The sequence below is a fragment of the Pseudomonas nitroreducens genome, from assembly GCF_024170165.1.
Taxonomy (GTDB): Bacteria; Pseudomonadota; Gammaproteobacteria; order Pseudomonadales; family Pseudomonadaceae; genus Pseudomonas; species Pseudomonas nitroreducens_C.
The window spans coordinates 378,104-396,637 of the sequence record NZ_JALJXP010000004.1; the positions used below are offsets into that span (position 1 = coordinate 378,104).

The 18,534-nt window shown below is 64.9% G+C and carries 17 protein-coding genes; 2 read left to right on the forward strand and 15 right to left on the reverse strand.

From position 1 onward, the window contains the following. Positions 1-7: 7 nt before the first annotated feature. Both J2T47_RS11085 and msbA read right to left on the reverse strand, forming a co-directional pair. On the reverse strand, positions 8-904 hold the full coding sequence (locus J2T47_RS11085; RefSeq protein WP_253445984.1) for a GNAT family N-acetyltransferase: 897 nt from the start codon (positions 902-904) through the stop codon (positions 8-10). A gap of 22 nt (positions 905-926) precedes the next feature. Further along, the gene (gene msbA / locus J2T47_RS11090) at positions 927-2,765 is read right to left on the reverse strand and encodes a lipid A export permease/ATP-binding protein MsbA (RefSeq protein ID WP_253445987.1); all 1,839 of its coding nucleotides are present in this window, start codon (positions 2,763-2,765) and stop codon (positions 927-929) included. 90 nt (positions 2,766-2,855) lie between these two features. Between msbA and J2T47_RS11095 the strand changes: the two genes are divergently transcribed. Next, positions 2,856-3,515 (forward strand): phosphotransferase, encoded by a 660-nt coding sequence (locus J2T47_RS11095; protein ID WP_253445989.1) that lies wholly within the window; start codon positions 2,856-2,858, stop codon positions 3,513-3,515. Positions 3,516-3,561: 46 nt separating this feature from the next. After that, positions 3,562-4,425, forward strand: a complete 864-nt coding sequence (locus tag J2T47_RS11100) for a glycosyltransferase (RefSeq protein WP_253445991.1) — start codon at positions 3,562-3,564, stop codon at positions 4,423-4,425. 41 nt (positions 4,426-4,466) lie between these two features. Here the strand turns inward: J2T47_RS11100 and J2T47_RS11105 are convergent, their stop codons facing one another. From J2T47_RS11105 to waaF, 13 genes are read right to left on the reverse strand one after another with little or no spacing between them, the layout of a single operon-like run. Beyond that, positions 4,467-5,675, reverse strand: coding sequence for an O-antigen ligase family protein (locus J2T47_RS11105; RefSeq protein ID WP_253445994.1), 1,209 nt, complete (start codon positions 5,673-5,675; stop codon positions 4,467-4,469). Positions 5,676-5,728: 53 nt separating this feature from the next. Continuing rightward, positions 5,729-6,343, reverse strand: coding sequence for a hypothetical protein (locus J2T47_RS11110; RefSeq protein ID WP_253445996.1), 615 nt, complete (start codon positions 6,341-6,343; stop codon positions 5,729-5,731). Positions 6,344-6,349: 6 nt separating this feature from the next. Then, on the reverse strand, positions 6,350-7,219 hold the full coding sequence (locus tag J2T47_RS11115; RefSeq protein WP_253445999.1) for a hypothetical protein: 870 nt from the start codon (positions 7,217-7,219) through the stop codon (positions 6,350-6,352). After that, the gene (locus tag J2T47_RS11120; RefSeq protein WP_253446002.1) at positions 7,219-8,562 is read right to left on the reverse strand and encodes a UDP-glucose dehydrogenase family protein; all 1,344 of its coding nucleotides are present in this window, start codon (positions 8,560-8,562) and stop codon (positions 7,219-7,221) included. Before J2T47_RS11120 ends, J2T47_RS11115 begins: the two co-directional genes overlap by 1 nt. Before the next feature lie 37 nt (positions 8,563-8,599). Continuing rightward, positions 8,600-9,568 (reverse strand): glycosyltransferase, encoded by a 969-nt coding sequence (locus J2T47_RS11125; RefSeq protein WP_253446005.1) that lies wholly within the window; start codon positions 9,566-9,568, stop codon positions 8,600-8,602. 16 nt (positions 9,569-9,584) lie between these two features. Continuing rightward, the gene (locus J2T47_RS11130) at positions 9,585-11,324 is read right to left on the reverse strand and encodes a carbamoyltransferase family protein (protein WP_253446008.1); all 1,740 of its coding nucleotides are present in this window, start codon (positions 11,322-11,324) and stop codon (positions 9,585-9,587) included. 15 nt (positions 11,325-11,339) lie between these two features. Beyond that, entirely contained in the window at positions 11,340-12,818 is a 1,479-nt protein-coding gene (locus tag J2T47_RS11135) for a lipopolysaccharide kinase InaA family protein (protein ID WP_253446011.1), read from the reverse strand. After that, positions 12,815-13,570, reverse strand: a complete 756-nt coding sequence (locus J2T47_RS11140; RefSeq protein WP_253446014.1) for a lipopolysaccharide kinase InaA family protein — start codon at positions 13,568-13,570, stop codon at positions 12,815-12,817. Before J2T47_RS11140 ends, J2T47_RS11135 begins: the two co-directional genes overlap by 4 nt. Further along, positions 13,567-14,301 carry a lipopolysaccharide kinase InaA family protein gene (locus J2T47_RS11145; protein ID WP_253446017.1) on the reverse strand — a complete coding sequence of 245 codons (735 nt, stop codon included), beginning with the start codon at positions 14,299-14,301 and terminating at the stop codon, positions 13,567-13,569. Before J2T47_RS11145 ends, J2T47_RS11140 begins: the two co-directional genes overlap by 4 nt. After that, positions 14,301-15,107: a lipopolysaccharide core heptose(I) kinase RfaP gene (rfaP, locus tag J2T47_RS11150; RefSeq protein ID WP_138213981.1), complete on the reverse strand. Its 807-nt coding sequence runs from the start codon at positions 15,105-15,107 to the stop codon at positions 14,301-14,303. Before rfaP ends, J2T47_RS11145 begins: the two co-directional genes overlap by 1 nt. Continuing rightward, a complete protein-coding gene (locus J2T47_RS11155) occupies positions 15,104-16,225 on the reverse strand; it encodes a glycosyltransferase family 4 protein (protein WP_253446020.1) in 1,122 nt (373 codons plus the stop codon). The genes rfaP and J2T47_RS11155 overlap by 4 nt, the downstream gene beginning before the upstream one ends. After that, a complete protein-coding gene (gene waaC / locus J2T47_RS11160) occupies positions 16,222-17,295 on the reverse strand; it encodes a lipopolysaccharide heptosyltransferase I (protein ID WP_253446023.1) in 1,074 nt (357 codons plus the stop codon). Before waaC ends, J2T47_RS11155 begins: the two co-directional genes overlap by 4 nt. Further along, complete coding sequence (gene waaF / locus J2T47_RS11165; RefSeq protein ID WP_253446026.1) at positions 17,292-18,335, reverse strand: lipopolysaccharide heptosyltransferase II; 1,044 nt, start codon at positions 18,333-18,335, stop codon at positions 17,292-17,294. Before waaF ends, waaC begins: the two co-directional genes overlap by 4 nt. Between the last annotated feature and the right edge of the window lie 199 nt (positions 18,336-18,534).

Below are 18,534 nucleotides of genomic sequence, written 5' to 3' on the forward strand. Positions count from 1 at the left end.
GCCGACGTCAGACCTGGAACACCGGCACGCGGTGGCACCAGCGGTCCTTGTACTCGCGGTCGGCGCGGCCGAACGAATAGCGCAGCGGCTTGCCCAGCGCCTCAGCCTCGGCCCAGGCTTCCTGGGTATTGACGAAGCTGAGCACGCTGCCGGGGCTGAACTCGCGGTTCTCCGGAGCCACGCCGCCGTTGATGTATTCGACACTGACCCACTTCGGCGCTTCGACCCGATAAAGAATCTGGATCGCCACCGGCTCGCCGTCCAGGCGCACCAGCGAACCGCGCATGAAGTCGCGCATCAGGCTGAACACTTCGGCCAGCCGTGCCTTGCCCGGCACTTCGAATTCCCAGCGGCGCTGGAACAGGTCGGCGTAGATCCTCGCCTGCTCCTCGGGGCTCAGCTCGCTCATGGGCTGCAGCACACCGCCCGCCTCTTCCAGCAGGCGCTGTTCGCGGCGCTGGTTGTAGCGGAATTTCTTCGAGAAGTCGGCCGGGGCGCGATTCATCGCCAATTGCTCGGGCTGCTCGCGGGCGTCGCTGACCTGCTCGCGGTTGAGCTCGGAGAGGTAGCGCACCTGATGGCGCAGTTCGATGCGCGCGCCTTCGGCGATCGGCAGGATGATCTCGGCGTTGCCCAGGTCAAACAGCGCCTTCTTGCCTTCGCGCTTGAGCACGTCCTTGGACAGCGCCAGGTTGCGCCCCCAGGTCGGCACGGCGGCGCGCAGTTCGTCGCCGTCGAACCAGCCCAGGTAACGCACCGGAATGCCGGCCAGATGGGCGAGACGCTCAACCACGTCCGGGTGGGTAGCGACGCTGCCGCCGAAGCGGTGCCAGGCGGCGGCATAGTCAGCCGCCGCAATGGACGTCCAGCCGCGCTCGCGGAAGACTCGCAGACGGTTCAGCATGCCGGAGAGATCCGCACCCGCGTCATACCGGTTGCTCGACCGGTGCTTCTTCGGTCCCGTCGACCGGGTCGTCGGCGAACTGGCGGGCGTGCAGACGAGCGTAGTAGCCATTCTGCGCGATCAGTTCGTCGTGGGAGCCGCGCTCGACGATATGGCCCTGGTCCATCACCAGGATCAGGTCGGCCGCCTCGATGGTGCTCAGGCGGTGGGCGATGACCAGGGTGGTACGGCCTTCCATGACCTTCTCCAGAGCCGCCTGGATGTGCCGCTCGGACTCGGTGTCCAGCGCCGAGGTGGCTTCGTCGAGGATCAGCACCGGGGCGTCCTTGAGCAGTGCGCGGGCAATCGCCAGGCGCTGACGCTGGCCGCCGGACAGCATCACGCCGTTTTCGCCGACTTCGGTGTCGAAGCCTTCGGGCAGGCGATCGATGAATTCACGGGCGAAGGCGTCATCGGCGGCCCGCTCCACCGCTTCGCGCGGCTTGCTGGATAGGTCGCCGTAGGCGATGTTGTTCAGCACGCTGTCGTTGAACAGGTTGACCTGCTGGGTCACCAGGGCAATGTGCTTGCGCAGATTGCGCAACTTGTAGTCCTCGACATCCAGGCCGTCGAGCAGGATCTGTCCGTCGTTGTGGGCGTAGAAGCGCGGAATCAGGTTGGCCAGGGTCGACTTGCCGCTGCCCGAGCGCCCCACCAGCGCGACCATCTGGCCAGGCTCGACGGTGAAGTTGAGGTCATTGAGGACCTGCTTCTCGGTACCCGGGTAGGTGAAGCTGAGGTTTTTCACCTCCAGGCGACCACTGACACGGTCACGTTCGGCGGTGCCGTTGTCGACTTCCTGCGGCTGGTCGAGCTGGTCGAAGATGCTTTCCGCGCCCGCCACACCCTTCTGGATGGTCGAACTGACTTCCGAGAGCTGGCGGATCGGCTTGGGCAACAGACCGGCCATGGAGATGTAGGCCACCAGCTCACCGGCGGTGGCATCGCCACGCAGCAGCAAGACCAGGTACAGCAGCACGGCCATGGCGCTGTAGATCACCAGCTGCAGCATCGGCGTGTACACCGCCGAGGTCTTGTTCATGCGCAGGTTCTTCTTGGTGTTGTCGTTGCTCACCTTGAGGAAGCGTTTGCTCTCATAGGGCTCGCCGCCAAAACTGCGGACCACCCGGTAGCCATGGATGGTCTCCGAGGCGACGTGGGTCACGTCGCCCATGGCTACCTGAATCTTCTTGCTCTGCTTGCGGAACTTGCGGCTCGCACTGGTTACCATGACGGCGATGACCGGCAGGATCGCCAGCATCACCAGGGTCAGCTTCCAGTTCATGTACAACAGCGAGGCGAACAGGAAGACCACGGTCATGCCTTCACGGATCACCACCTTGATGGCGTCCGTGGCGGCGCCGGTGACCATGGTCACGTTGAAGGTGATGCGCGAGATCAGGTGTCCGGAGTTGTGTCGGTCGAAATAGCGGTTGGGCAGGGTCAGCAGGTTATTGAACAGTTCCACGCGCAGGTCGTGGACCAGTCCGAGAGAGACCTTGGCCAGGAAGTAGTTGCCGAGGAACGAACCGACGCCTTGCCAGACAGCAATCAGCACCACGAGCAGGGGCACGGCGTAGAGCAGCTCCAGGTCGCGCAGCCAATGCCAGGGTGCGTCAGGAAACAGGGCGGCATCCGGATTGGTCAGGCCGTCGACGAAATACTTGAGAATGCCGGCAAGCATTGGCTGGGTGGCAGCGAAGATCAGGAAGCCGACGATGCTCAGTGCGAACAGACCCGCGTAGGGGCGCACATAGGAGAGCAGGCGGAAGTAGATCTTGATGCTGGACACCGGCTGGGCGCTCCGGGGAGAATCACTCATGAAGTACAAGCTGCCTTGTCGTAAGAAGACTGCGGATAATACCACCGCTGTCCCACTCAATGTTGCCCCCAGGTCTGACAGTCTGTCCCGATGAATGCCCTCGACGATTCCTCCTACCTTTCACTCGTCGACGGCGCCCAGGTCATCGAACGCGATCCCTACGGCGACAAGGTCCTGCACCTGCGCGACGGCACTTTTCTCAAGCTGTTCCGGCGCAAGCGGCTGATTTCCACTGCCCTGCTCTCGCCACCGGAAAAGCGTTTCCAGGCCAACTGCCAGACACTGGCCAGCAAGGGCGTCCCCTGCCCGCGCACGCTGCGCACCTACGCCTTCCCGGACATCGAGCGCACCGCGGTGCGCTACGAGCCGCTGCCCGGAGAAACCCTGCGCAGCTACATTCCTCTGCAGCCCCCCGAGCGCCAGCTTGAGCTGCTTGGAGAACTCGCAGCGTTCATCGCCCACCTGCACGACCTGGGCATCTACTTCCGCTCGCTGCACCTGGGCAACGTGATCCTGACGCCTTCCGGCGAGTACGGGCTGATCGACCTGTCCGACCTGCGAGCCCGCCCGACAGCCTTGTCCCGTGCCCTGAGAAAACGTAATTTCAAGCACTTGCTGCGCTACCAGACTGACCTCGAACTGATCCATAAACTGGGTCTGGTCACCTTCTTCGACCTCTATAACAAGAACGCCAAGACGCCCCTGGACAGCCGCGACCTCATCGCCGAATACGAACCGTCCAGGGCGTAACCAGACAACGGGAGCCAGACTCCACCCAGATCAGGGAATGTCCGAAATGAGCGAAACGATGAAGATCTTCGTCGGATGTGATCCGAACGACTGCGATCTCGAACAGATGATGGTGCTGGAGTACAGCCTGCGGAAGCATGCCAGTCAGCCGCTCGATATCCACTGGATGCAACTGTCCCGCGACCCGCAGAGCTTCTGGTTCTCCAGGCCCGAGCAGGCCCAGGGCTGGCGCAGCGACGACTGGACCACCCCCTTCTCGGGCTTCCGCTGGGCCATTCCGGCATTCTGCAATTACGCCGGCCGGGCGATCTACATGGACGCCGACGTGGTGATCCTCAGCGACATCGCCGAGCTGTGGAACACCCCCTTCGAGCCGGGCAGGATCGTCATGGCCAAGGGCGGCGAAGAGTCCTGGCGCTTCTGCGTGTCGATGTGGGACTGCGCAGCGGCCAAGGACCACCTGCCGCCGCTGGAAGAAATCCGCAGCGACCGCAAGGCCCACCACAAGCTGCGTGATTACTTCCGTGAACACACCCAGCTGATCCAGGCCTTCGACACCCAGTTCAACAACATCGATGGCGAAGGTCACCCGATCGACGCGATCAAGATCCTGCATTACTCGGATATCGGCACCCAACTGTCGCACAAGCACTCGTTCAAGCGCCTGGAAAGCCAGGGCGAGAAGCACTGGTTCGACGGCGCGGTGTTCGACCACCCGCGCAAGGACCTGATCGAGCTGTTCGACCGTTACCTTGCCGAAGCCCAGGCCGCCGGTTTTTCGCTGGACACCTACAAGGTGAAGCAGCGCTTCGGCACCATCACCAAGGCTTCGCAGAAGAACTACAAGGGCAATGACGTGACCCGCGGCAAGAAGAGCGGCGGGTTGCTCAGCCGACTGTTCGGCCGCTGAACCCGACAGCCGTCACGCCGCCCGGCATGACGGCTGCCTCTTCAGGGCTGCGGCCGCTCGAGCCGGCGCTGGGTCGCGACCGCCAGGCAGCCAGCCATTGGCAGCCAGAACCACATCCACACCAGGTTCGGTGCCGCGACAAAGAAGTGCAACTCGACCGACATCACCACGGCCGCCGACACCATCACCGAGAACCACAGCCTGGCGAACTCGCTCTGCGCTTTCCAGGCGCCCCAGATGCACGCCCCCATGGCCAGCAGCATGGTGAACAGGCCCACCAGACCGAACTGGTAGAGCACTTCCATATAGAGGCTGTGCGGATTACGCACCACCTGCCCAGTGGACAGGGTGACCTTGCCCAGCTCGGTGTGCGAACCGTGGCCGAACCACCAGGCCTCACCAATGCGCTCGAAGACCACGCGCCAGATCTCGTCGCGATAGGTCAGCCCGCGAGAGCCGAATTCGTACATGACCTGCTCGAAACCGAACACCAGTACCGCCACACCAGCCAGTATCGCAAGGCCTACGGCGGCAATCCGCTGGCGCCCCTCGGTCATGCACAGCACCAGCACACCGCCCCCCATCAGGCCAGCGACCCAGGCGGAACGGGCGAAGGTGAAGTACAGGTAGGTGAACAGCACCAGGCTGCAGACCATCCAGACAGTCCGCATCGCCCAGTTGCGCGCGCGCATCAGCAGCCAGACGGCAACGATGAAGCAGAAGGCGTAGTGCATGCCTGCTTCGATGGTGATGCCGAAGTCCGCAATGCCGAGGACGCCGGAATCCTTGATGTTCATCATCCGGTAACCGAGCTCGAACTGGCCCTGCAGTGCCTTGTTGGCCAGCGAGAACCCGGCGAAACCGGCACCAGCCAAAGCGTCCAGCCCGAGCACGAAAAGCCACGGGCGGCTCTCGCGACCGCCCATGACCATCACCACCCAGGTGAAGAACAGGATCACCAGCAGTTGCTTCACCGAACTGGGCGAATCGGTCAGGATCGAGTTGAGCAGCAGCCCGACCCAGAACACCAGATACAGCAGGAAGGGCACCGTAGCCAGCCGCGCACGCTCGCGAAACAGCTCCAGCGACAGGAATATTACCGCCAGGAAGGCCCCCAGACGGATGCTCTTGAGCCAGTCACCGTTCTCCGTCGGCCACCAGAAGCGCCCCACTACCAGCATGCTCAGCGTGATGACCGCAAAGGCCAGCCCCACCAGTTTCAACCAATCCGAGCGTCTTTCGAGTTGCATAACACCACGCAGGCAGATTCATGGGTACAGGGCTGATCCGGCCCCGACGAAGGTTAGAGTTTGATCACAGTAACGTCAGAGGCACGCGTCCACTCGCGCTCGAAATCCCAGGCGTGGCCGTCCCAGAACGATCCACCCTCGTCCGAGAAGCCAACCAGCACGATCTCGTAGTCGGCCTGCTTGAGGCGCTTCACGTAGTCGAAGAAGGCCACCGCGTAGAAACCGGTGGAGGGTCCGCCGCGCGTCGGAAGTCGCTCATAGGGATACGCCTCGAGCGCCGGGAACGGCTGCCGCAACGGCAGGAACGAGGCACTGCGGTGCGAGCTGGGCAGCGTCTCCACCTCCCCACCCAGCAGGACGCTGTGGAAGCGCGAATTGAACCAGGGGAACAGGCGCAGCCATCCCTTGTAGGGGAAGCCGAAGTAGCCGCTCTTGCGATAGTTGTGGCGATGGATGAACACGTTGTGCAACTGGCGACGCAGTAGCGCCCGATTACGGCACTTGTTGAAGCTCACCACCAGGTCGCCGGAGCACAATGCCAGCGCATCGATATGCTCGCGGGTGATCGCCGGGTTGTTCGCCAGCAGGATCACCCGGCGCGACGCAACGATGCGCGCGAGCAGTTCCGGCGAGAGTCGCTCCAGGGAGTGTTGTGCCGCAGCCAGCATCGAGAGTCAGTCCTTCAACATCGTGGCGATATCGTCCGCCGTATAGAGCCTTGCAATCACCTGGTCGTTTCCGCCCTGCTTGAGGTTCGAGCTGTACAACGCGATATCCTGGGTTCCGGGCACACTGAGGAAATGCTCGTCGCTGTCGGATATCTGCCGAACCCGCACGCCCGAACGTAGCGCATGCCAGTGCAGCCAGATATCGTCGGCCTTCGGCGTCACCTGAACGAAGGCCTCGCCCTCGCCCCTGAGCACTTCCTGCAGCACAGCCGGATAAAGCACCCCGGAAACGCCGATGGCGAAGTTGCGCACGCTGGGCGTCTTGTCCAGCTGGGTGGACCAGCCGTGATAGGGCTGGATCACGCCATCCTCGATCCCCACCTTCCTGGCCTTGTAGCACACCACCTGATTGGGGGTCTGATCATGGGCAGCCTGCAGACCCGCGAGCCAAGTGTCGGGATAGAGCACATCATCGTCCGCGGTCACCAGCGGCGCACCGATTTTCTCACCTTGAACGTACGGAAAGTATTTCTTGTGAGGTCCGTAATTATTGCAGCGCTTTACCTCCAGACCGCGGGCCTGCAATCGTCGCAAGGGGGCAGGCAGGTCAGCCAGGGCCTTTTCTTCGTCAACCCAGAGAATCAGCCGCGAGGGCAGCAGCCTGCCGGCAGCGATGGACTCCAGGGTGATGTGCACCTTGCGAAGTCGCGTCGAATAGCTGGTCAGCGAGACGACCGGACCGCCCTCGGCCACCACCTTTCGCGAGCCGAACCGGTTGGCCAGGGCATAGCGCAGCAACAGGCACCTGCGCCACAGGCGGATGCGGTACTTGCGGACCTTGCGGGCGAGCCTGGATCCCTGGGCGCCGCGCCCCATCAGTGCTCGCGCTCCAGCGAGTCACCGCGACCGACCGCATAGTAGAGCAGCCCGGCAGCACGAACCTCGTCCGGGTTGTACAGGTTGCGGCCGTCGATGATCACCGGGCGGCGCAGAGCCGAGGCCAGCCAGGCGAAGTCCACTGCGCGGAACTCCTTCCACTCGGTGCAGATCACCAGCACGTCTGCGCCTTCGAGCACCGCCTCACGGCTGCCGACCAACTCCAGGTCGGCGCGCTCGCCGTAGACACGAGCGATCTCATGGGAAGCCACCGGGTCGTAGGCGCGCACACGGGCACCGCGCTCCCAGAGCGCTTCCATCAGCACGCGGCTGGGCGCTTCACGGATATCGTCGGTGTTGGGCTTGAAGGCCAGCCCCCAGATGCCCACGGTGAGCCCGGAAAGCTCGCCGTCGAAGGCCTGCAGCAACTTGCGCAGCAGCACATGCTTCTGCCGGTCGTTGACCCGCTCCACGGCGCGCAGCAGTTCGGCGTCGTAACCGATTTCACCGGCCGTGCGCTCCAGCGCCTGCACGTCCTTGGGGAAGCAGGAGCCGCCGTAGCCGCAACCGGGGTAGATGAAGTGGTAGCCGATGCGCGGGTCGGAACCGATCCCCAGGCGCACCTGCTCGATGTCGGCGCCTACGCGCTCGGCGATGTTGGCGATCTCGTTCATGAAACTGATCTTGGTCGCGAGCATGGCGTTGGCCGCGTACTTGGTCAGCTCCGAGGCTCGGACACCCATGAAGAACAGCTTGTCATGGTTGCGGTTGTACGGCGCATAGCATTCGCGCATCAGGGTGCGGACGTCTTCCGAGTCGGTGCCGACGACAATGCGCGGGCCACGGGTGAAGTCCTCGATCGCCGCTCCTTCCTTGAGGAATTCGGGGTTCGAGCAGACATCGAAGCGGAACTCGCTGCCACGCTTGCGCTGCTCGTCGAGCACGGCGGCCCGTACCTTGTCGGCGGTGCCGACCGGCACGGTGGACTTGTTCACCACCACCTTGTAGCCGTCGATGTGCTGACCGATGGTACGCGCCACGTTGAGTACGTAGGTCAGGTCAGCCGAGCCATTCTCATCCGGCGGCGTGCCCACGGCGATGAACAGCAATGTACCGAAGGCGATGGCCTCGGCGGCATCCTCGGTGAAACTGATGCGCCCGGCAGCCAGGTTGTTGCGCACCATGACGTCCAGGCCCGGCTCGTAGATCGGGATCTGCCCCTGGCACAGCATCTGCGTGCGCTCGCTGTTGGTATCAACGCAGATCACCTGGTGGCCGGCGTCGGCCAGGCAGGCACCGGTCACCAGACCGACGTAACCGCTTCCGAAGATCGTGATTTTCATGCTCAGACCCTGCTATTGCGGGGCCGCAACTCCCGCATCAGGCGCGGGAGAACAGCGACCCGAGCCGACGGAGGAGACCCGGCCGGCTGATTCCTTGGGGATTCGGATGGGGCAGCGCGAGGACCCGGGAGAACTCCTCGGCGCGCTGGCTCAGGCGATGCCGTTCGAACACCAGGTCATGCCCGGCGCGGGCAATGTCCTGGGCCTGCTGCGGATCGGCCAGCAGTTGCCGGTACTTCTCCATCAACTCCTCGAGCGTGTCGTAGTGCACTACGTTGTGCATGTCGACCAGCCCGAGCAGGGCATCCTCGGTGGGCTGGCGCTTGGCGACCAGCACACAGCCGCAAGCCATGGCCTCGAAGTTCTTCGCCATGTACTCATTGAAGCCGATGTCTGCACTGAGGAAGAACCGGATGCGGTTGAGCACCGTGAGGTACTCATCGGGGCTCTCGGTGCGAAGCAGCTCCAGCGGCGTCTGCTCGGCGACACGGTCGAGCAGCTCCTTGCGGCGGCCGTAGACCTTGCTCTTCACCCGGCCGACGAAGGCCAGGTCGATGTCGCGCGGCAACCCGAGGTCCTTGAGCTGCCGGTCGTCGAAAGCCTTGGCGACGAAGTGCGCGTTGACGCCCTGCTTGGCGAAGTAGGCGCGCACGGACTCACTGGTGTAGATCACCGGCGCGCCCTTGAGCGAATGGAAGAAGCGCAGGAACTTGCCGTAGAACTTGCTCTCGCCCATGAACTCCTGGTACGCGTCCTCTTCGTAGTACACCAGCCCCGGCAGGGCTCGCACACTGTCGAAAGCGTGCGCGGCACGGCGCAGCGGGATGTCGAAGAGCACCCGCTCGTAACCGCTGGTGTCCAGGTTGGCGAGGGTGCGCGGCAGGTCGCGGATCTCCTCCTTGCTCAGCTTGATCATCCGCGAACCGGGGTTCAGCGCGATCAGCCCTTCATAGAGGGTATCCAGCGAGCGAGCGCGCTCCTGCCGGTTGACGATCAGAACACGCATGCAGGCGCTCCGCCGGTCACTGCACGCCGTCCTTGACCACCAGGATGTCCTGCATGATCAGGTACTGCAGGTCCGAGCCGTAGAACATGTTCAGCGCATCGGTCGGCGAGCACACCATGGGTTCGCCACGGCGGTTCAGCGAAGTGTTCAGCGCCACGCCATTGCCGGTGAGCTTCTCCAGTTCCTTCATCATGTCGTAGTAGCGCGGGTTGAATTCGCGCTTGAGCACCTGGGCGCGCGAGGTGCCGTCTTCATGGACGACTTCCGGCACACGGGCCTTCCACTCTTCATTGACTTCGAAGGTGAAGGTCATGAAGGGCGCCGGGTGGTCGATCTTGAACATCTGCGGGCCGACGGTATCGAGCATCGACGGGCAGAAGGGGCGCCAGCGCTCGCGGAACTTGATCTGCGCGTTGATGCGGTCGGCAACCCCGGCGATGCTCGGGCAGCCGATGATGGAGCGGCCGCCCAATGCGCGCGGACCGAACTCCAGGCGACCCTGGAACCAGGCCACGGGATTACCCTCGACCAGCACCTTGGCGATGTGCTCGGGCACGTTGTCGATCTTGCGCCACTGCGGCTTGGCCTCGTGACGGGCACAGGCGGCGATGACGTCTTCGTTGCTGTACTCCGGGCCGAGGTAGACGTGTTCCATCTTCTCGACCGGCACGCCACGCTCCCAGGACACGTAGGCCGCCGCGCCAACCGCGGTGCCGGCATCGCTGGCCGCGGGCTGCACGTACAGCTCCTTGACCTCGGGACGGGCGATGATCTTCTGGTTGAGCTTGACGTTCAGCGCGCAGCCGCCGGCGAAGGCGATCTTGCCGGTCTCGCGGATGATGTCGCCCAGGTAGTAATCCATCATCTCCAGCGACAGCTTCTCGAACAGGGCCTGGATGCTGGCGGCGTAGTGGATATACGGATCGTCGGCGATGTCGCCTTCACGTTTCGGGCCGAGCCACTCGATCAGCTTGGGCGAGAAGTAGTAACCCTTGCCCTTTTCCTTGTAGCGACGGAAGCCGATGACGTTGGCGTACTCGGTGTTGATGATCAGCTCGCCGTTCTCGAACTTGGCCAGACGGGAGAAATCGTACTTGCTGGCATCGCCGTAGGGCGCCATGCCCATGACCTTGAACTCGCCGTCGAGCATGTCGAAGCCGAGGTATTCGGTCAGCGCGCCATACAGGCCGCCCAGGGAGTCCGGATCGTAGAACTCCTTGATCTTGTGGATCTTGCCGTTTTCGCCATAGCCGAAGAAGGTGGTGGCGTACTCGCCCTTGCCGTCGATCCCGAGGATCGCCGTCTTCTCCTTGAAGCCCGAGCAGTGGTAGGCGCTGGAGGCGTGGGCCAGGTGGTGCTCGACCGGCTGGATCTTGGTTTTCTTCAGGTCGAAGCCCAGCTGCTGCAGGCACCACTCGATGCGCTTGTAGTAGCGCTTGTAGCGGCGGTTGCCGAGCAGGATGGCGTCCAGCGCGCGGTCCGGCGCGTAGGCGTAGCGCTTGGCGTAGTGCCAGCGGGCCTTGTCGAAGATGCTGATGGGGGCGAAGGGAATGGCCACCACGTCAACGTCCGACGGCTTGATCCCGGCCTGCTCCAGGCAGAACTTGGCCGACTCGTAGGGCATGCGGTTCTTCGCGTGCTTGTCGCGGACGAAACGCTCTTCTTCGACGGCCGCGACCAGCTTGCCGTCGATGTACAGGGCGGCGGAAGGGTCATGGCTTACGGCGCCGGACAGGCCGAGGATGGTCAATGCCACAGGGTCTAGCCTCTTTCATCTGGGCGGGTGCGCAGGCACCCGCGGTAAACGTTCGTCGAGCAGCTGGTGCAGTGCGCTGCCCTCTGGCCAGTTGCGCAGGAAGCGCGCACGGTCACGGGCATAGGCGCGGGCGAAGCTCGCTTCTCGCGAGTGGCGCTGCATGGCATCCAGGTCGATCAACGACCACTGCCCGCCTTCGCCCTGCTCCTGCCAGAACAGGTTGTGCCCCTTCAGGTCGCCGTGGCTGATGCGTTCGCGCACCAGCGCCGCGAACAGTCTGTCCAGGGCTGCAAGGTCTGTTTCCGGCGGCAGGCCGCCCCCCTCCGGATGGTCCAGGTAGGGTTTGAAACGGGCGATTATATCCTGACCCGCCAGGTAATCGGTAATCAGGAAGGCCGGGCCACGCAGCCACAGCCAGCGGCGCTCGATCACCGCCAGGGGCTTGGGTGTGGCGATGCCGAGGAAGTCCAGGCGATTGCCCTCGCGCCAGGAGGCCCAGGCACGGCTGGGACGCCAGAAACGCTTGAACCAGTGCAGCAGGTTCTTGATGTTGTAGCGCTTGACCACCAGTGGCCGGCCATTCAGCTCCACGCGGGCGACCGTGGCAGCGCCGCCGGTCTTGTAGATGTGTCCGCGATTTATGTAGGAATCCGGATCAGCCAATAGCGGTTGCAGGCCCTCCTCTTCCTCGCGGCGCGCCGCGCGCAGACCAAACGGCCCCCGGAAGACGCTGAACAGACTGCAGTCACGGGCGATCTTTTTCATCAGGTCGCCGACCCGCCAGCGCCGAACCCTGGCGATTTCCTTTTGTAGGGCTTCCAGTGGCAAGGCGTGCTCACCGTTGGCCAGCAGGTAGTGGATCAGCAATTCTTCCAGATACGGATCAAGGCTGGCCGGCAGCTGGGCGAAGAATACCCCGAGGTTTTCCAGCACGTGCTTGCGCGACAGCGGCTGGCCGGGGGTTTCCGCACGGATGCCGGCACCGTCGATCAGGTACAGCTTGCCGGCCTGGTGCAGCAGGTTGTCCAGGTGCAGATCTTCCTGCCACAGGCCCCTGGCGTGCAGCTGGGCGATGGCCCTCAGGGCCTCGGCGATGACCGCAGTCTGGCCGTCGGACAGCAGCGGCTCACCCTCCACGGCGCGCCAGGCGTCCCAGAGGCTCTCGGCGTTGTCGAGGAACTCGAAGAGCAGCCAGCCGCCTTCGCCGTCCTTCAGGCCGTCCGCCAGCAATTGCGGGGTGGTCAGGCCCTGCTCGGCGAGCAGGCGCACGCCATCGCGCTCACGCTGGAACTGCTTCGCCGCACGGCCACCGACCAGCAGCTTGGCCAGCACCGGGCGGCCACGCCAATTGGCCGCAGCGACGTAGCGCTGGCCGGGCAGGACGCGCAGCAGGCTGTCCAGGCGCAACTCAGCCGGCCCGGCGCCGTCTTCCAGCTCGATGCGCAAGGGCAGCGCCGGAGCGCGACCAGCATCGCGCAGGGCAGACAGCCTCATGCGCGGTTTTCCTTCTTCTTGCGACGCGCGCCCAGGCGCCGGTACCAGTCGTCGACTTCCCGGCCGCCGGAAGCGGTGCCCAGGTAGGCCGCCAGCAGGTTGCGCACGTCGGTCTCGTTCCAGTCCGGCGCGCGGCGCAGCAGCGGCTCGAGGTCGCGCACACGGTCGCGCTGGCCGAACCACAGCGGTCGGGTCTTCTCCAGGTCGATCAGAGTCGCCTCGAAGGCGTCGTCGGTCTCCCGCAGGAAAATGTGCTTGGGATAGAAGCAGCCGTGCATCTGTCCGGCCTCGTGCAGACGGCGGGCGAGCATGCCGCAGGCACGCAGGATGGCCTGGCGGCGCTCGGCGGGCAGGTTCGACCAGCCCTGCAGCAGGCTGTCCAGGTCACGCCAGCCGTCCAGGGCGCGGGTCATCAGGATTGCCCGGCGCTCACCGCCGACCTGCCGCGCACCGAAGAAGGCCGCCTGCATCGACGGAATCCCGAGCTGGTGGTAGCGCTGGATGTTGCGGAACTCGCGGCTGAAGGTCGGCTCGCCCAGCGGGCGCTTCAGGCTGCGGGTCAGGTGGTTGCTCTGGCGCTTGAGATAGAAGGCCGTGCCGTCCAGTTCCAGGCGGTAGACGCTGCTCCAGCCACCGCGCTCGGTGTTGGGCTCGTCGACGGCCACCAGCTCCAGGGCCCACAGGGCGTCGAAGTCGGCCAGAGCCTTGCTTTCCAGCAGGGCCTGATCGCCCTCGGCAATGAAATCCTTCACTCGCGTCCCTCGAAGAAATGAACGATATGGCGAACGCGCTTCTTGTCCGATGCATTAAGGCGCTCGCGCCGGCGATACAGCAGATAGAACTGCAGGCGTTGCGTGGCCGACAGCTGACGCTTGGCCACCTTGTCGAGGGTGGCCAGGTCCTTGGTGATGCGATAGCGCAGCATGAAGCCGATCCAGAAGTCGCCGATCGGACAGTCGATGAAATACACCGTGCCCTCGCGATCGACCAGGATGTTGCGCCACTTCAGGTCGTTATGGGTGAAGTGGTGGTCGTGCATGGTCCGCGTGTAGATGGCCAGCTGGCGCATGACGTGCTCGACCCAGGCGCGATCCTTCAATCGCGGGTCCTTTCGCTTGGCCAGCGCCTGCAGATCATCGGTACCGACCAGCTCGCGGGTGATGATCGCACCACGGGAGAACCCACCGTGCTCCCGCTCCAGGCCATAGGCCACCACTTTCGCAGTGGGGATGCCCCATTTGGCGAACTGCTTGAGGTTCTGCCACTCGGCCTTCACTCGCGGGCGCGGCAGGAAGCGGCGAAAACCCTTGCCCGGCTTGCGGTAGCGCTTGACGTAATAACGCACGCCGTCGCGCTCGATGCGCACGACGTCGGACATCGCATCCTTGGTGATGCGCTCGCCTTCGAGGGCGAACACCGCATCCAGGCTGCCGAAATCGGCGGCGAGATGCTGGTAGTCGGCTTCAAGTACCCAGCCGGCCATCAGAGCAGGTCTCCGTAACGTTGTTTGCGGTCGTAGAGCTTGGCTGCCTTGCGCTCCATCCAAGCCAGCAGCGCGGCTTCCTCGCGGAGGATGTCACGCAGCGGGCGCAGGAAGTAACCGCGCAGGAAGCGCAATTTGTCACGGCGCGTGAGGCCGATGTCCAGCGCAGAGAAGTACAGCGCCGCCAGGTCCTTGTCGCGCCAGCGGCGCGGGGTGGCGGCGCGGGTCTGGGCGCGGTGCAGGTCGATCACCGACAGGCGCAGGTCATCGGCGCTGATCGGGCGGTCGGTATGCAGCAGGAAATGGCATATGTAGCAGTCGCGGTGGTTGACCCCGGCACGGTGCATGGTGCCGACCATCTTCGCCACTTCGGCGATCAGCGCGCGCTTGAGGCGCGGCTCGGGCGGCGTCTGCAGCCAGTCCAGCGAGAGGACTTCCAGGTCGGTGGTCGGCGCCAGCTCTTCGGTGACGATGAAGGAGTGCTGCGCGGCCGGATTGCCGCCGCGCTCGCCATAGGCCACCGCAGTCATGGTCGCCACGCCAGCCTGGTGCAGGCGCTCCAGGGCGCGCTGTTCCTGGCCGGCACCGAGCACGGGAAGCTTGGCGCTGAACAGGTTCTTGACGATCTCGCCCCAGCCGATGCCACGGTGGATCTTGACGAAATAGCCACGGCCCTCGACTTCGGTGCGCAGCGTGCGGCGGCCTTCCAGCTCACGGTAGACCTTGCCCTGCAGGCGCTCGACCTCGGCGAACGGGTCCTTGCCGGCCCACAGGCGCTTGAACGGCTCGTGCAGTTCGAGCTTCATGCGCGCTCCTGCAGGATCAGGTCGGCGGCGTGCTGCGGCATGCTGTAGAGGTCGGCGCTGTCGGCAAAGGCCAGGCCGTTGCGCCCCCACTGCGCGCGCGCAGTGTCATCTTCCAGCATCTGCTGGAGCAGGCTGTTCAGGCGCTCCTGTTCGAAGGGCGTCGGCACCACGCGACCGGCTTTCGCCTCGTCGATGTAGTGCGCGTAACCGCAGACGTCGGTGACCAGCACCGGCAGGCCCGCGACCAGCGCTTCCAGCAGCACGGTGCCGGTGTTCTCGTTGTAGGCCGGGTGGATCAGCAGGTCGGCGCCGAGCAGGAAGCGCGGGATGTCGCTGCGCCCCTTGAGAATCTGCACGTTGTCCGACAGGCCCAGCGCCTTCACCTGCAGCAGGAACGGCTTGGGGTCGTCCTGGCCGATGGCGATCAGCCGGGTGCGCTTGCGCAAGGAGCGCGGCAGCGCGGCCAGCGCCTTGAGGCTGCGGTCCAGACCCTTGGTCTTGAAGCCGGAGCCGATCTGCACCAGCAGCAGGTCGTCGTCACCCAGCTTGAACTCGCGGCGGAACTCGGCGCGGATTTCGCTGGCGTTGGCCGGTGCGCGACGGTCCTGGGCGATGCCCGGCGGCAGCAGGTGGAAACGCGCTTCCGGCGTGCGGTAATGCTTGATGAACAGCGGCTGCTGCACCTCGGAGATCATCAGGATCTCGGTCCTGGACTCCGGCGCGAACACCGCGCGCTCATAGTCGGCGAAGTGCTTGTAGCGGCCCCAGCGACGGTAGAAGGAGTTGCGCAGGGTCTGCGCCTTGTCCTCGAAGCAACCGTCGGCGGCGTAATACACATCCAGGCCGGGCATCTTGTTGAAGCCGATCACCCGGTCCACCGGCGAGCGCGCCAGATCGGCCTGCAGCCAGGCGCTGAACTTCTCGTTGCGACGATGATTGAACAGCGACTTCACCGGCGCCACGCGCACGTCGAAGCCGGGCGGCACTTCACCTTCCCAGATCGGCGTGTAGACGCGGATGGAGTGGCCACGCTGCTGGCATTCCAGGGCGATGCGCATGAAGTCGCGCTGCAGCCCGCCGAACGGGAAGTATTTGTAGAGGACGAAAGCCAGGGTCATCGAAGCGTCTCCGGGGCCAGCAGCAGTGCCTCCAGCTGGGTCGCCACGCGCTGGGGGTTCAGGCGCGTGAAGCACAGAGGCTGTTCATGCCGCAGGTCGAACTGGCGCTTGTCTTCGGCCGTCGGCTGGTAGGTGCAGGTCTTCTGCAGGCAGGGCGCACACGCGGGCCAGTCGCTGCCCAGGTGCACCTGCGAGCGCCCGTAGGCGCCGGTCAGACCGGGGTTGGTCGGGCCGAACAGCGACAGCGTCGGCACGTCCAGGGCGGCGGCCAGGTGTCCGAGCCCGGTGTCGACCGCCACGCAGGCGGAAGCGCCGGCCAGTACCTTGGCCATGCCTGCGAGGCTTAATCTGGGGAGCACCGAGGCGTTTTCCAAGCCTTCGGCGAGCCGTTCGGCGCGCTGCCGCTCGGCGTCGCTGCCCCACGGCAGGCGCACCTGCCAGCCGCGCTCGCCCATGCGCTGGGCCAGCTCGCGCCAGTAGACCTCGGGCCAGTGCTTGGTCACCCAGGTGGTGCCGTGCAGGAACACCAGGTAGGGCTCGGTGTCCACGGCGTCCAGCAGGCGATTGCGGTCCAGGCCGTAGTCGCCGGTGCCGGCGGGCAGCGGGTAGTCCAGCGCCTGGGCGAACAGCTGGCGCACGCGCTCGACGGCGTGCTGGCCCCAGGCGACCGGATAGGTACGGTTATAGAAGCGGCTGGCGGCCGGCTCGCGGGCCGATTCCTTGTCCAGCCCGGCGATCGGCGTGCGACGGCGCACGTAGCGGGTCAGCCAGGCGCTCTTGAGCAGCCCCTGGGCATCGATCACCAGGTCGTAGTCGACTTCCTTCAGGCGGCGCTTGAAGCGACTCCACTCGCCACTCCTGAGCGTCTGCCAGAGGTTCTTGCGCCAGCGGCGGATCGCCACCGGAATCACCTGGGCCACGGCCGGATGCCAGGCGGGAATCTCGGCGAAGCCCTCCTCCACCACCCAGTCGAACTGGATGCCGGGAATGGCGCGGGCAGCGTCGGTCAACGCCGGCAGGGTGTGGATGACATCGCCCAGGGACGAGGTCTTGATCAGCAGGACCCTCATTCAGCGCTTTCCACGTCCACCGGGTCGGCGACCAGTCGGTCCAGCGCTTCGATCACCGGGCGCGGCTTCAGCTCGCGCAGGCAGTTGTAGTGGCCGAAACGGCACACGCGGTCGAAGCAGGGGCTGCATTCCAGGCCGAGACGGACGATCTCCACGGCATCGGCCAGCGGCGGGGTGAACTGCGGCGACGTGGAGCCGTAGACCGCCACCAGCGGGCGGTTCAGCGCGGCGGCCACGTGCATCAGGCCGGAATCGTTGGTGACCACGGCGCCGGCGCAGGACATCAGGTCGATGGCCTCGGCCAGGGCGGTCTCGCCGGCCAGGTTCACCGACTCTTCGCGCAGGCCGGGAATCAGGCGCATGCGGATGTCTTCGCCGCCGGGATGGTCATTCTTCGAACCGAAGATCCACACCTGCCAGCCAGCGCGGATCTTCACCTCGGCGACCTTGGCGTAGTACTCGGCCGGCCAGCGCTTGGCCTCGCCGAACTCGGCGCCGGGGCACAGCGCCAGCACCGGGCGATCCAGGCTCAGGCCGAACTTGGCCAGCGCGGCCTCGCGACTCTGCGGGTCGATGGCCAGGCGCGGCTGCGGATAAGGTTGCGGCAGCTCGGCGCCCGGCTCATAGGCCAGGGCCATGAAGCGCTCGATCATCAGCGGGTAGCGCTGTTTATCCAGCGCGCGGATGTCGTTGAGCAGGCCGTAGCGCATCTCGCCTTTCCAGCCGGTGCGCTTGGGGATACCGGCGAAATACGGCACCAGTGCCGATTTCAGCGAGTTGGGCAGGAGGATCGCCTGGTCGTATTGGCCCTTGAGGGTCTTGCCGATGCGCCGGCGCGAGGCGATATCCAGCACGCCGTGACCGAGCGGAAAGCTAAGGGCCTGGCGGACTTCGGGCATGCGCTCGAGGATCGGCCGACTCCAGTCGGGCGCCAGCACGTCGATCACGCAGTCCGGATGCTGCCGCTTCAGACACTGGAAGAGCGTCTGCGCCATCACCATGTCGCCCACCCAGGAGGGGCCTACGATCAGAATTCTCATGCCTTTTCCGAAAACAAGCGGGGAGGCTCTCGCCTCCCCGTACTCCATTCATCCAGCCGCAGGGCGCGGGCCTCTGCGGTCGGGTGCCGAGCATCGAATGCCGGCAGTCTAGCCCAGCCATTCTTTCAGCCGGACGGTTTTCGTCACTCCCTGTGACCTGGCGCAATGGCAATGAGCGCCTCGTTCCTGACACCCACAC